17 protein-coding genes are annotated in these 13,212 nt (G+C 52.8%); 10 read left to right on the forward strand and 7 right to left on the reverse strand.

The window, feature by feature from the left end:
• Window positions 1-6 precede the first annotated feature (6 nt).
• Entirely contained in the window at window positions 7-867 is an 861-nt protein-coding gene (sdhB, locus tag Q31b_RS04860) for a succinate dehydrogenase iron-sulfur subunit (protein WP_146598470.1), read from the reverse strand.
• 197 nt (window positions 868-1,064) lie between these two features.
• Between sdhB and Q31b_RS04865 the strand changes: the two genes are divergently transcribed.
• The 3 genes from Q31b_RS04865 (at window position 1,065) to Q31b_RS04875 (ending at window position 3,783) form a co-directional block, all read left to right on the forward strand.
• Window positions 1,065-1,388: a cupin domain-containing protein gene (locus Q31b_RS04865; RefSeq protein WP_146598471.1), complete on the forward strand. Its 324-nt coding sequence runs from the start codon at window positions 1,065-1,067 to the stop codon at window positions 1,386-1,388.
• Window positions 1,389-1,708: 320 nt separating this feature from the next.
• A complete protein-coding gene (locus tag Q31b_RS04870) occupies window positions 1,709-2,335 on the forward strand; it encodes a transposase (RefSeq protein ID WP_146598472.1) in 627 nt (208 codons plus the stop codon).
• Between the two features lie 296 nt (window positions 2,336-2,631).
• Window positions 2,632-3,783 carry a cytochrome P450 gene (locus tag Q31b_RS04875; protein ID WP_146598473.1) on the forward strand — a complete coding sequence of 384 codons (1,152 nt, stop codon included), beginning with the start codon at window positions 2,632-2,634 and terminating at the stop codon, window positions 3,781-3,783.
• Here the strand turns inward: Q31b_RS04875 and Q31b_RS28860 are convergent.
• The 3 genes from Q31b_RS28860 to Q31b_RS27910 all read right to left on the reverse strand — a co-directional run bounded on the left by Q31b_RS28860 (window position 3,760) and on the right by Q31b_RS27910 (window position 4,518).
• The gene (locus Q31b_RS28860) at window positions 3,760-4,098 is read right to left on the reverse strand and encodes a hypothetical protein (RefSeq protein WP_231617305.1); all 339 of its coding nucleotides are present in this window, start codon (window positions 4,096-4,098) and stop codon (window positions 3,760-3,762) included. The two genes, Q31b_RS04875 and Q31b_RS28860, sit on opposite strands and share 24 nt — an antisense overlap.
• Complete coding sequence (locus Q31b_RS28865) at window positions 4,067-4,276, reverse strand: hypothetical protein (RefSeq protein ID WP_231617306.1); 210 nt, start codon at window positions 4,274-4,276, stop codon at window positions 4,067-4,069. The genes Q31b_RS28860 and Q31b_RS28865 overlap by 32 nt, the downstream gene beginning before the upstream one ends.
• A gap of 71 nt (window positions 4,277-4,347) precedes the next feature.
• Window positions 4,348-4,518 carry a hypothetical protein gene (locus Q31b_RS27910; protein WP_197170929.1) on the reverse strand — a complete coding sequence of 57 codons (171 nt, stop codon included), beginning with the start codon at window positions 4,516-4,518 and terminating at the stop codon, window positions 4,348-4,350.
• A 23-nt stretch (window positions 4,519-4,541) separates the two neighbouring features.
• On the opposite strand from Q31b_RS27910, the gene Q31b_RS04885 reads away from it, so the two are divergent.
• Window positions 4,542-5,822 carry an NAD(P)/FAD-dependent oxidoreductase gene (locus Q31b_RS04885; protein ID WP_146598474.1) on the forward strand — a complete coding sequence of 427 codons (1,281 nt, stop codon included), beginning with the start codon at window positions 4,542-4,544 and terminating at the stop codon, window positions 5,820-5,822.
• Window positions 5,823-6,022: 200 nt separating this feature from the next.
• On the opposite strand, the gene Q31b_RS04890 is transcribed toward Q31b_RS04885, so the two are convergent.
• Window positions 6,023-6,214, reverse strand: coding sequence for a hypothetical protein (locus Q31b_RS04890; RefSeq protein WP_197170931.1), 192 nt, complete (start codon window positions 6,212-6,214; stop codon window positions 6,023-6,025).
• A 251-nt stretch (window positions 6,215-6,465) separates the two neighbouring features.
• On the opposite strand from Q31b_RS04890, the gene Q31b_RS04895 reads away from it, so the two are divergent.
• The 5 genes from Q31b_RS04895 to Q31b_RS04915 all read left to right on the forward strand — a co-directional run bounded on the left by Q31b_RS04895 (window position 6,466) and on the right by Q31b_RS04915 (window position 11,378).
• Complete coding sequence (locus Q31b_RS04895; protein ID WP_146598475.1) at window positions 6,466-6,831, forward strand: hypothetical protein; 366 nt, start codon at window positions 6,466-6,468, stop codon at window positions 6,829-6,831.
• Window positions 6,828-7,109: a transketolase-like TK C-terminal-containing protein gene (locus Q31b_RS04900; RefSeq protein ID WP_231617307.1), complete on the forward strand. Its 282-nt coding sequence runs from the start codon at window positions 6,828-6,830 to the stop codon at window positions 7,107-7,109. Before Q31b_RS04895 ends, Q31b_RS04900 begins: the two co-directional genes overlap by 4 nt.
• 374 nt (window positions 7,110-7,483) lie before the next feature.
• Window positions 7,484-9,643: a 5-histidylcysteine sulfoxide synthase gene (ovoA, locus tag Q31b_RS04905; RefSeq protein WP_146598477.1), complete on the forward strand. Its 2,160-nt coding sequence runs from the start codon at window positions 7,484-7,486 to the stop codon at window positions 9,641-9,643.
• A gap of 62 nt (window positions 9,644-9,705) precedes the next feature.
• On the forward strand, window positions 9,706-10,932 hold the full coding sequence (locus tag Q31b_RS04910) for an ATP-grasp domain-containing protein (RefSeq protein WP_146598478.1): 1,227 nt from the start codon (window positions 9,706-9,708) through the stop codon (window positions 10,930-10,932).
• A 227-nt stretch (window positions 10,933-11,159) separates the two neighbouring features.
• Window positions 11,160-11,378: a hypothetical protein gene (locus Q31b_RS04915; protein WP_146598479.1), complete on the forward strand. Its 219-nt coding sequence runs from the start codon at window positions 11,160-11,162 to the stop codon at window positions 11,376-11,378.
• A gap of 45 nt (window positions 11,379-11,423) precedes the next feature.
• Here Q31b_RS04915 and Q31b_RS04920 read toward each other — a convergent pair whose 3' ends face one another.
• The gene (locus Q31b_RS04920) at window positions 11,424-12,092 is read right to left on the reverse strand and encodes a hypothetical protein (protein WP_146598480.1); all 669 of its coding nucleotides are present in this window, start codon (window positions 12,090-12,092) and stop codon (window positions 11,424-11,426) included.
• 159 nt (window positions 12,093-12,251) lie between these two features.
• Between Q31b_RS04920 and Q31b_RS04925 the strand changes: the two genes are divergently transcribed.
• Window positions 12,252-12,629: a DUF488 domain-containing protein gene (locus Q31b_RS04925; protein ID WP_146598481.1), complete on the forward strand. Its 378-nt coding sequence runs from the start codon at window positions 12,252-12,254 to the stop codon at window positions 12,627-12,629.
• 122 nt (window positions 12,630-12,751) lie between these two features.
• Here the strand turns inward: Q31b_RS04925 and Q31b_RS04930 are convergent, their stop codons facing one another.
• Complete coding sequence (locus Q31b_RS04930) at window positions 12,752-13,177, reverse strand: YbaN family protein (RefSeq protein ID WP_231617308.1); 426 nt, start codon at window positions 13,175-13,177, stop codon at window positions 12,752-12,754.
• Window positions 13,178-13,212 lie beyond the last annotated feature (35 nt).

The raw sequence follows: 13,212 nt of genomic DNA on the forward strand, positions 1-13,212 counted from the left end.
GCCACGTTACGATGCCCCCTCAAAAAACTTCTTGATCATCTGAATCGTTGCGGCCCGACCGGCCCGAGCCCAAGAAGACATCAAGGGGATCCCCTTCGGACAAACCGCTTGGCAATTGCCTGCTTTGCCACAGTTCTGAATCCCCCCCGGTGCAATCAGCTTTTCAATTCGATCTTCGTCCGTCATTTTCCCGGTTGGGTGCGAATTCATCAGCACAACTTGACTCATCGCCGCCGCTCCAATGAAGCTCTGGTCCAACACATTGTCACGGCGAGTTTGGTATTCTTCATCGGTTTCCTGGTCGCGGCGTTCAACCGATGCCTTTGTGTACTGTGGACATGCTTCTAGACAACAACCGCAACTCATACATTGGCTAAGTGGATAGGCTTTCTGTTGCTCCTTTGGTGATTGCAAGGGACCTCGTCCCCTATCGCCGTAGGTGTCCACCGGAATCCAACACTCCAATTTCTGTAGCGCCCGAAACACCCGGTGTCGATCCACAAACAGATCACGAACCACAGGAAACTTGCTCATTGGACAAAGCTCAATCACGTCACGTCGTTCATCCAACAACGAATCAACCAGTGCGGAACATGCCTGTCGGACGCGACCGTTGATCAACATCGTGCAAGAACCACAAACCTCTTCAAGACAGTTGGCGTCATAGGCAACCGGAGTCGTCCGCTCGCCCGTCGCGGTCGTCGGGTTCGTCGCAATTCGTTGCAAAACCGCCGTGATATTCAGCCCCGGCTCATAGGCCAGCCGAAACGTTTGCCAATAGCTGGGACGATCAGGATGATCCTGACGCAAAATGCAAACCTCGAACTCTAGCGGGCGTGACGCATTTGACGATCGCGATCTTTTCATAGCAGAATCCTGTAAATCGAGTATCGGGCTGAAGCAACCAAGCCCGCTTGCCGGTTCTGCACGCCTGCGTGTAGAATAGGCATAAGGCAATGGAAAGGCAAGTGTCTGTTTCTTCCAGCCGCGGTTCGTCGTTGGATAGGTTGCGGCTGGAAGACACTGCCACATCAAAATAGCTCTCTCTCAAAAAGGTAAATTGAATGGCGATTCATCATGCACAAGCAGGCGAGGTTGTGTCCGTCCAACCGTTAGCCGGTGCATTGGCCCAGACGAAGACGACAACGCTCGTGAAGAGCGAGCATCTCGAAGTCCTTCGCTTGGTGTTACCGGCTGGCAAAGAGATTGCTGAGCATCAAGCGAAGGGCGACGTTACGATCCATTGTCTGGAAGGACGCGTGACGTTTGACGTAGGCGGCAAGTCGATCGAAATCAGCCAAGGTGAGCTATTTTATTTACACGCAAAAGAGCCCCACAGCGTGCGTTCCATCGAGGATTCGTCATTGTTAGTGACGTTTTCACTGTAATCGTGGCCGGGGATTCGAGGCCCAGTTGTCGATTGAATCGTTTAACGCCAAGCCGATAGGCGACCGCGTTTTCACTGTAATTGTGGCCGGGGATTCTAGGCCCAGTTGTCGATTGAATCGTTTAACGCCAAGCCGATAGGCGACCGCGTTTTCACTGTAATTGTGGCCGGGGATTCTAGGCCCAGTTGTCAATTGAATCGTTTAACGCCAAGCCGATAGGCGACCGCGTTTTCAGCCATACCGACGCCTATCCTCAATCATCGAACGACTTTCGTCGGCCTTGATCGCGGATAAACTGTCGTTATGGGGAGGACTTCCGTATGGTTCATGGATATCACATCGTCTTGCCGATGTATGGATTCTGGTTACCAAACGATCCGCAAGGTTCTTGGTCGGACTTTGTTCGCCGCTGGGAGTTGGTTCGGTTTGGTCATGCAACGAAATCGATCCACCGCCGCGAGATTGAGGAATTGACGCCGCAGGAAATCGTTGATCGAAATGCTGCGAGGGCGAGTTTGGCATATCCGGCGGTTTCAGTATCAGGCGAACAGGCTCTGAGCATTGCCAACGGTTTCGCAAAGCACTGCGTCAAGAACAACTACACCATTTGGGCGTGTGCGATTCTTCCCGAGCACACTCACATGGTCATCGCCCGCCATACATTTAAGGTCGAGCAGATGGCAAATTTGTTGAAAGGTGCAGCCACGCGGCGGATCATTGCAGACGACAGGCATCCGCTGCAATCCTTTGCCAAACCAGGATCGCGACCACCCCAGATGTGGGCAACGCATCTTTGGAAAACCTTTTTGGACAGCGAGCCTGCGATTGAGGAAGCAATTGCCTATGTCTGGGACAATCCGATGAAAGAAGACAAACCCAAGCAAACATGGAAGTTCGTTACGCCGTTTGCGGGACTCGGTGTCGGTGGTTGGGTCACCTATCACTAGCCGACTCGTTTAACGCCAAGCCGATAGGCGACCGCGTTTACCGAAAAGCCGACGCCTATCGGCTAGGCGTTAAACGAAAGCCGACGCCTATCGGCTAGGCGTTAAACGAAGAGCCGACGCCTATTGGCTAAGCGTTAAACGAAAAGCCGACGCCTATCGGCTAGGCGTTAAACGAAGAGCCGACGCCTAGCCGATAGGCGTTAAACGAAAGCTAACGCCTATTGGCTGGCGTTAAACGATTTATATTGCTGCGACTTTCGGGCCACAGTTACGTTTTATTCAAAAGGAAACATTAAATGACACGGCAACCGGATTGGAATCCGAAATCAACCGAAGTACTTTACGACCAACGCGCGGCCTACGACAAGATGCGAAAAACGTGTCCGGTCGCCTATAGCGAGATGCTGGGTTGGTCGCTGTTTCGACATCAGGATATCCGTCGCGTGCTGGACGACCACGAGACGTTCAGCAGCAATGTGTCGCGGCATATTTCAGTACCCAACGGCATGGACCCGCCGGAACATACAAAGTTCCGCAAACTCATCGAACCCTTGTTTCGCCCCGAACCCATGGCGGCTTTCGAGCCCAAATGTCGTGCGATTACCGGTACGTTGTTCGACTCGCTCTTGGCCCGCACCAATGTCGAGTTCCTGTTCGAATTTGCTCGCCCGTTTGCCGTGCGGACCCAGTGCGAATCGGTCGGTTGGCACGAAAGCATGTATGAGCCGCTGCGGGATTGGACACGAAAGAACCAAGAGGCCACTTTCGCACAAAACCGCAACGAGATGAAACGGATCGCCGAGGAGTTCGAAGGTTTTGTCGCAGAGTTACTCGATCAGCGTCGGCGGAACCCCACGACCGATGAGCACGACGTGATCACCAGTCTACTGGAGGCCCGAGTCGATGATCGACCACTTCGCAATGAGGAAATTGTTAGCATTTTGCGGAACTGGACAGTTGGCGAAATCGGGACCATCTCCGCTGCGATCGGGATTTTAGCTCACGCGCTGGCGACCCATCTCGACGTTCAAGAGAGACTTCGCGAGCAGCCGGATTTGATCCCTTCCGCGATTGAAGAAATCCTGCGGGCTCACGGGCCGCTGGTTGCCAATCGTCGCGTGACGACATGCCCAGTGACAATGGGTGGTCGCAAAATCGAGGCGGGTGAGCGGATTTCAATGAACTGGATTTCCGCAAACCGCGATGAGCGGGTATTTGACGATGCCGATCAGATCCGTTTGGATCGTGATCCGTCGGCCAATCTATTGTGGGGTGCAGGGATTCACGGTTGCCCCGGAGCACCATTGGCGCGATTGGAAATGCGAGTTGCAATCGAAGAGTTACTCAAGCGAACGACGCAAATCAAGCTGAACGAAAGGTATCCGGCAACCTTAGCAACGTTTCCCGCCAGTGGTTTTGCAACGTTACCGGTCACGCTGCGGCGTTGAACAGCGTGGCTGTGGCTTCCAGCCGCAGTCCGAAACGGTGTGCTTCGGTGACTCCATCGATACCGCCGCCGATGACGGACGACTACTCGTTGGAAACGAGAGAAGGATGACACGGTGAGGATTCATGAAAGGTTGCAGTCGGGCTTGGACGTGCAAGCGAGCGAACGCAGCCTCGCACTCATCCGCATTCAGACGCTCCATCTCCGTCGCTCGACCGACAGGAATTAGAAAGAAGACCGACCACAACGCGATGTCGAGTTCACCGAACCGCTCGCCCATCGTTTCAATCTGATCGACGTTGGCTGGCGTTGGCATCGTGCGTGGCCGCATCTGTACCATCGACGCTAATCGCCATCCGTGAAATGCCTGCATCACGAAGCCGACGAATCGATTCGCGATTCACCAGCGGCGTTGCACTCGGGGTGATCGAAACGTCGATGCCAGCGTCGACCGCGTATTCGATCCGTTCGTAGATTGTCTTGAACTCGCGCAATCATACCGAAAAATCCAATGGTGAATGAATATCGTCCACGTACCTTACCATAACGTGCACCTTTGCGTATATTATAGGATGTAGTAGGAATTCTGCGGCGAAATGTCACCCATGCGTTCTTCCTGTTCTGCGGTCGTCTGTCCACCAAGAGTTGTTTTGCTTGCGACGGACAACACGACAATCAACATCAAGGGCAGCCCCAGACATACTGGACAATCGGCTGCTTGGTTGTGGTCCCTCACATCTATTCAATTGGATCCATTTCATGACGCATCGAGTTGTCATCATAGGCGGTGGATTTGGCGGACTGCATGCCGCGAAAAAGCTCAAGGATCCGGCGATTGCTGTGACGCTGATCGATCGTCGCAACTTCCATTTGTTCCAGCCGCTTCTTTACCAAGTCGCCACTGGCGGGTTGTCGCCTGCGAACATTGCATCGCCGTTAAGGGCGATCCTGCGAAAGCAGAAGAATGTCGACATCGTTCTCGGTGAAGCGATCGATATCGACTGCGTCCAAAAACAAGTGGTTCTTCGCGATCGCCGGATATCGTACGACTCGTTAATTGTTGCCAGCGGCGCACACCACGACTACTTTGGGCATCCCCAGTGGGAACCTTTTGCGCCTGGCCTAAAGACGGTCGAGGATGCGACAGAAATCCGTAGGCGAATTTTGTCGGCACTTGAAACCGCAGAATTGTCAACCGACGATGATCTGATCGCACGCTGTTTGACGTTTGTGGTCGTGGGCGGTGGCCCGACGGGTGTCGAGTTAGCTGGCGCACTGGGCGAATTAACCCGGCGAACCTTGAGAGACAACTTTCGACGCATCGACGCCAGTAGTGCGAAGATTCTGCTAATCGAGGGCGAAGATCGAGTTTTACCAATGTACTCGCCCGATTTATCCGAAACCGCAAAACAATCACTACAGCGTTTAGGCGTCAGCGTGCTATGCAATGCGAGAGTAACCGAGGTGAACGCGAAGGGAGTCCAAGTCCAGTTTGCTGATGCAACCCAAGAGATTCCCGCGAAAACGGTGTTGTGGGGCGCCGGCGTGCGAGCATCGAGACTCGGCAAAGTGATCGCTGAATCGACGAACGCTCAACTCGATCGTAGCGGTCGTGTGATTGTAGAAAGCGATTGTACGATCTCAGACCATCGAGAAATGTTTGTCATCGGCGACTTGGCTGCATTTGAAGACGAACGAAGGAACCAGCTTCCAGGCGTCGCACCGGTGGCGATTCAGCAAGGCAGGTACGTTGCCGGCCTGATCCGAGACCGGTTAAACGGAAAAGCGACAAAACCGTTCGTTTATCGAGATCACGGAAAAATGTCGACGATTGGCCGAGCGGCGGCCGTAGCCGAAATCGGCTCTTGGCACCTCACCGGTTTCGTTGCTTGGGTGGCTTGGTTGCTCGTCCATCTGATGCAGCTCGTCGGGTTCGAGAACCGCGTGCTTGTTCTTATTCAATGGGCGGGAAACTACTTCACGCGAAACCGAGCGGCGCGGTTGATTACTCAAACGGAGAACGCAGGGGGCAACGATTGAAAAAGTTGAAATGAAAACTGCAAAATGCAAATTGTGTTTGCGATTGTCCAACATCTATCTATTTGTAGTTCTCCGTTCTCAATTTCCAATGATCGAACCCATCCGCAATGCTTCCATCAGCCCACGGCAGGGAGCAAAACATAGCAAAACATCACGGAATTATTCCCGTACGCCTGCATCGACGAGTGCGCGACTGATTCTCAACGATTCTTCGATTCATTGCGACGATACGTTCGATGCTCCGATGTATCAATTGTCGTGAAGCCGCGATCGATCAAGTCATCCAGCATAGCGAAAGACGCTTGTTCATTGAGTGTCCAGCCAAAGACACAGCCACCGAACACGATTGGCGAGATTTGCAAATCGGTCTTTCCAAGTTGTTTCGTTTTCATGAAATTTCCTTTTTGTTAATCGCATCATCAGGGATCAGTCGGCATAACTCGTTTAACGTCTAGCCGAAGGCATCGACTCTTCCGTAAACGGTCGCCTACAGCTTGTCGTTAAACGATAAGCCGAGACGGAACGATTCAATCGACATCCTCCCTAGGGAGGATGAAGTTGTTTGTCGCCGCCATTGCATCCTGCATGCCGACGCATAGAATGGAAGTGTCGCCCATTTCCTTGATGATGGAAGGAGTCAGCCATGAGCATTGCGTACGATTTACCGACCGCAACGAAGCTCGATCCTGCCGAGCTGAACGATTGGTATGCGTCGCTCGATAGTGTTGCAGCGCGTTCTAATTCTGTGTGTATACCTGAACTACTTTCCGCGTTGCAGTCGCGGTCAAAGAGCTATGGCACTGGAATACCTAGCCCGATAACGACGCCCTATGTCAATACAATTCCGGTCGATCAGCAGGCCGCCTATCCTGGCGATCTTCCGCTCGAAAAACGGGTTCGCAACTTGATCCGCTGGAACGCGATGCTCTGGCGGTCGATCGCGACAATGCTTTGCATCCGGATCGGCCAAAACGCCAAAGCTATCTCGAAGAGATGCTTGATGGAATGAATGGCCCGGTGATTGCAGTGACCGACTACATCAAACGGGTGCCTGATCAAATTCCTCAATGGGTGCCGGGCCAGTACATAATGCTGGGGACCGATGGTTTCGGACGCAGTGATACTCGGGAAGCGCTGCGACGCCACTTCGAGGTGGATGCAGAGCATATCGCTTACGCTGCCCTGAGAGCGTTTTCCAAGTCGTTTGATTTTGAGCCAGCAAGACTTTCCAGCGCGATGGACATACTAAACATTGATCCGCAAAGCATCGACCCAGCGCCAGCATAGGAAGAGTACGTGGCTGTGGCTTCCAGCCGCAGTTGCCATGGGGAAGAGGACGGCGGCTAGAAGCCACAGTCACGTTTAGAGAACACTAGCAAACCAACCACCTAACACGAGGCTAGACGATGTTGACGAACGTACAACTAATCAAAAAACACGTCATCGCTACTCGTCGGCATGAAGGTCAACGAGGACAACATCCGTAGCGAAGAGTTTTCGGGTTATTGAGAACGATGCCCCTGCTTTGTTTAACGATGAGCCGCAGGCGTAGGCGGATGCCGCAAAACGCGGTCGCCTATCGGCTTGGCGTTAAACGAGTAATGACAAAACGCGGTCGCCTATCGGCTTGGCGTTAAACGAGTTATGACAAGGAACCAAACATGAATTTGCAAACAGACGTATGTGTGACGACGAGGTCGGGGGACAGCGCACCGGTGGTTACCAAGACTCCGCTCCTCGATGTGGGCGACGTCGAACCCAAACGCCAGGAAATCCTGGACTACTTTCATCACACGTTCACGTTGTATGAAAGTCTGTTCGAGTGTCTGGCCAGTGAGGAGGCTTTTTACACTCGTGCCAATCGTTTGCGGCATCCGTTGATCTTCTACTATGGTCATACGGCAGTCTTTTTTATCAACAAATTAAACGTCGCAAACTGGATCACTACGCGGATTGATCCTCGGCTTGAATCCAGTTTGGCGGTCGGCGTGGATGAAATGTCTTGGGACGATCTGAACGAAGACCATTTCGACTGGCCTCGTCCCACACAGGTCAAGGCTTATCGGGACAAAACGCGTGACACTGTAGATCGCTTCATCCGCCAGTGCGATTTCGAAATGCCGATCGACTGGAACAGTCCACTATGGATCATTTTGATGGGGATCGAACACGAACGTATCCACTTAGAAACGTCTTCGGTCTTGATTCGCGAGCTGCCGATCGATCTGGTACACGACCACCCAGTTTGGGGCAACGTTTGTCGCAGGTCGGGAGCGGCTCCTAAGAATCGGTTGATTCCTGTGCGCGGCGGCGTGCTGGAATTGGGAAAAGCGAAATCGAACCCAATCTACGGCTGGGATGTCGAGTACGGCTTCGACCGCCAAGAAGTCCAACCGTTCGCCGCATCCCAATACCTTGTTTCCAATCAAGAATTTCGTGATTTTATCGAATCGGGCGGGTATCAGAAGCAACGGTATTGGACTCCCGAAGGCAAACGCTGGCTAGAATTCAGCCAGGCAACGCATCCTGTTTATTGGATCAAAAACGATGGTGGATTTCGATATCGGTCGATGTTGAGAGTGATTGATATGCCGTGGAACTGGCCCGCCGAAATCAACTACCTGGAAGCGAAAGCCTTCTGCAATTGGAAATCGGAAGTCACCGGGCTGGGTCTTCGGATGCCGACCGAAGCGGAATGGTATCAGCTAAGGAACGAGCTTGAAACCGATCAACCTTATTGGGATCGTGCGCCGGGGAATATCAACTTGGAATTTGAAATGTCCTGTTGTCCCGTCGACCGTCATCAATTCCAAGACGGATTCTGTGACATCATCGGAAACGTCTGGCAGTGGACCGAGACTCCGATTGATGGCTACGACGGATATGAAGTCCACCGAGCCTACGACGATTTCTCGACCCCGACGTTTGACGGCATGCACAACGTCTTCAAGGGCGGGGCGTGGATATCGACCGGTAACGAAGCAACGAAAGGCGCTCGTTTTGCGTTCCGGCGGCACTTCTTCCAATCCGCTGGACTGCGCTATGTCGAAGCGGAGCCATTACCGGAAATTGAGTTAAACGTGTATGAAACCGATCAAATGATCTCCAAGTATCTCGACGCACACTACGGCGAACCAAATCTCGGGGTTAAGAATTTCCCCGTGGCCTGTGTTCAGCACATCCGCCCACTCGTTAACGGTCGTCAGACCCAGCGGGCATTGGATATCGGCTGCGCGAGCGGCCGCGCGTCGTTCGAGCTAGCGACGGTTTTCGATCATGTCGATGCCGTTGATTTTTCGGCTCGGCTCATTGAGGCACCGGCGAATCTACAGAGGTTGGGGAGACAACGATACGTTGTCTGTGACGAAGGAGAATTGTCTCTCTATCGCGAGATACGGTTAGACGACTTAGTTAGATATGAAGAAATCAAAGATCGAGTGACCTTCATGCAAGGCGATGCGTGTAACCTGCCGGAGAAGTTCAATGATTACGATCTCGTTTTCGCTGGTAACTTGTTGGAACGACTTTATGATCCTGCTCAGTTTTTGGAACGGATTAAAATTCGAATTCGAGTGGGTGGTTTGCTCGTGTTAGCATCAACCTATACGTGGCAGGAAGCCTACACGCCGCGCGATAAATGGCTCGGTGGATTCAAAGCCGCGACTGGCGAAAACTATCACACCTTGCAAGGGATTTCCGAGCTGCTTGAGCCGCAATTTCAGATGCTTGGCGAACCAACGGAGATTCCGTTTGTGATTCGAGAATCAGCACGTAAATATCAATATGGCGTTTCAGAATTGAGCGTGTGGCACCGACTCTAGGCAGCTTAAACGCTGTTTGAGTGACGGTTATTCGATCATCTTTTGTGTTGCAATCGCATCCTATGCCACCTATTTATCAACAATCCGATCTCGCATTCTTGTCCGAACTCTATGCTCAGGACGCACCGGATGCCGTGTTGTTTGCGGAGTATCCGTCGTCCAACAGTGTTGAAACCCAATTTCAGAATCGTTCGAAGTACATCATTCACGACCCATTTCCGCCGCCGACTCGGGCGTTGATCAAGGTGCTCGGGCCGCATCATTTGATGTGCGGTTGGGGGCGAGGGTTGGCCGTGGCTTCGGAATTTCCTCCGCCGCCGCGATTGATTGAGCATTGGCGGAGCATCTTTGGCGACAAGGGATGTCCGATTTGGCAACCCGGCCCGCTTGTAAACGAGGGGGTGATGCCGAGTGAATTCGACGCGTCGGCTGCCTACATCACGCTTTTTCCTCACGAGTCATTGTCTCCGCTACAACAGGTCATCGATCCCGCTACGAACTATTCGCTTCATTCAAAGGAGGTGATTGCCGAGATCGATTGCCCCCAGGCGGCTGTCCTTGAGCATGTTGTGCCTCCCTGCATTGTCAAACTTAGCCACGGGTATGCCGGGCTTGGCAATTTTTGCATTTCAGGTCCAGATGATGAAGCGGAGATGCAGCGGCGACTAAAACAATATTGGCCGGGGGCGAACTTGGTGATCAATGAGAGGATCGAGAACATTACTGGCGATTTCGGCGTCCAGTTCTACTTGAGCAAAGATGGCTCGATGGTTTGGTTGGGGCTGACCGAGCAACACTTCGACACGAACAAAAAATGGTGCGGCGGCACATTTTCCGCCGACTTGCAAGTCCAGCTTTTTAATTCTCTGTGCCAGATCGTACGGCCCGTTGGCGACTCTCTTCACGCTTCAGGCTATTTCGGTCTGGTGGGAATTGACGTATTGAGAGATGCAATGAATTGTTTTTACCTCGTTGATGTGAACCCTAGGTTAACAGGCATTACTCCCTTCTTAATGGCATCAAGAATTTTTGCGCGAACGGGGCGATTCAACGAGGGGCTCTATCAAGCGAGTTTTCGGTTTCCCGGGTCGATGGATCAGCTCTTTGATGCCGCCAACCGCCTGGACGATGCGCGTGTGCTGGTATTGAGCGGGCTGGAACTCGCAACCGACACCAAGAACGTTACAACGACATGTCACTTGTCGGTTAGCTCGGATTCCCAAGTCCGCAATCAGCAGATACTCAGCGGTTTAGCAGACGACCGATTATCGCGTGCAAGGCAGAGCTAAGGGGCATCGACTTGAATGCGATTGGAGGGATCATCGAGTTAAATCAAATGGATTCAGAAATGAAGGAGTGGGATGACGGACACCCTATCAGAAAGGTCAATGCGGTCGGATCCTGGTCGGACGGGAGGATCACTCGCTGGAAGTAATCCGCATCGGGTTAGAGCAACTTGATCCGCGACACGCGACGTTTCTGACGTCGAGTCCCGTCATTAGCGAGGAGTTCACTCGTGCTAAAGGTTGCCGATGCGAAAGCGCTCCGTCGTTTCAAGACGCATTGGCAAGACGCATTGGGATGTGTGCTAACCTCGGATCACATGCTTGGCGAACGGCTGCACCGCCTCGAAGGTTGCAGCGCAGCGGGATCGATCCAGAGGTTGGCCAAACGGCTACGCGCATTGGAAGAGACAAAAGATCGACAAGTCGCCAACTTTACACGCATGGATTGAGCCCTCCGCTAGACGCGATGGCGTGGGGGCGTTTCCAGTCGTCTCTTAAGCGATTCGTTGTGCGGGCTCTTGTCCAAATCCCTGATCCAGAAGTTCTCTGCGAATTTCATCAAATAGCGATTGTTGCAAATTCTTTGACTTTCCCCAATCGTACCATTGGGCCGAGATCGTCGAAGCCATTGAGACCCGGACCAATGCGTTCTCTTTTTCCAGCAAGATATTCATCCGCCCACGGTTGGTGATCAATCCGGCAGGAATATCCGAGATCAGCAAGCACTGCGTTTCACCCTGTTGGACCTCGGCAATGGCGAGGGATTTGATCGCCAAACTGCTGAGAACGGCAAGCATCACTCGACCGGTCGGTGCATCGCACAGAGCCTCGGATTGGTAATCGGTCTTGATCCCCAACTTATCGTAGATGGGAAGAATCGCCGTCGTCAGTTTCCCAAGCGAGAAACCAATGGGGGAAACGGCATCAAAAATGCTCAAGAGATCTTCGCCCGAGAGTCCTCTCATTCCGCAGGGACGGATGGCCCCAAGTCGACTACGAACGTCAGGATGAGCGATGATGGTCTCATAGTCAATGGAATCGGTCCAGTGAATCGATGCCGTGTTTGTCTCGTTCGCTACCGAACGGCGAGACGCCAATTGATCCTGCCCACACGCCGGACAAAAAGCCACCGCGCCAGCCGCACCGCACTGAAAACAATACATGGATTCTCCTCAAAATCAAACCGGAAGGTCTCAGAGTGATCGATACCCGATCCATGCTGCTTCAAGCAAGCCCAGATTGCCCAAGCCCAGATTGCCCAAGCCCAGATTGCCGGTCACCCAATGCGTACCCCGATATCTGCAGCCTACAATGGAAGAAAAATGAGTGGAAAAGAACGAACGATTGAAATCACCAGAGCTTACGTTTGCCCTGAGTCAGACAACGCCTATCGAGTACTCGTCGATCGACTTTGGCCGCGCGGTGTGAAAAAAGAATCGTTGAAGTTGGACCAATGGGCAAAGCGACTCGCGCCGAGCGACAAGCTACGAAAATGGTTCGCCCATGATCCCGAGAAGTGGGCAGAGTTCCGGAAGCTTTTCCTTAAGGAATTGTCGGGAAACAAAGACGAAGCCTACGAATTGTTGCGGGCGGCTGGCGACAAAGCGATCCTACTGATCTATGCGGCCAAGGACGAAGAGCACAACAATGCCGTTGTGTTGAAGGAATATTTGGGCAGACTCAGCCCACCCGATGTCTGAATGGAAAGAGATAATATGGGAACAGCAAACTGAGAGATAGAATCGAGTCGCTGGAAAACAAAACTCAAGCCGCTGGCCCCGTTCCCATCCACTACTCCCACGTTGCAGCGTGCCGGTGGCAGCTAGCTGCAGCCACGTTTTCGATGGATCGTTGGCAGGCGAACGACCACGGCAATCCCAACGATCGACAAAACGAAAATGACGGCTTTGACGCTGACGTGCAAATCGCCGAAAATAATCGTGTAGCCAACAAGCAGAGCAACCAATAAGTAAGCAAGCACCTTGATGTGATAATGGACTCCCTGCTTCTCATGCCAATCTCGTAGTGGCTTGCCAACCACTGGCCATGCCAAGGCTTTTGCGTGCAGACGGGGCGACACCCGAATCAAGAAATAGCACATCAGCAAAAGAAACGGCGTCGTCGGAATGCCCGGTAAAACGACGCCGACCATTCCTAGTCCGAAGAACACGGCCGCCGAAGACCACGGCCGCCGAAGAACACGCCACTGAGGCCCGTGCCCATCAACACGACACGATATTCGAATCAACCGCAAACTCGCCCTTGCCAACTGAACCATGAACC

This window comes from Novipirellula aureliae (assembly GCF_007860185.1).
Taxonomy (GTDB): Bacteria; Planctomycetota; Planctomycetia; order Pirellulales; family Pirellulaceae; genus Novipirellula_A; species Novipirellula_A aureliae.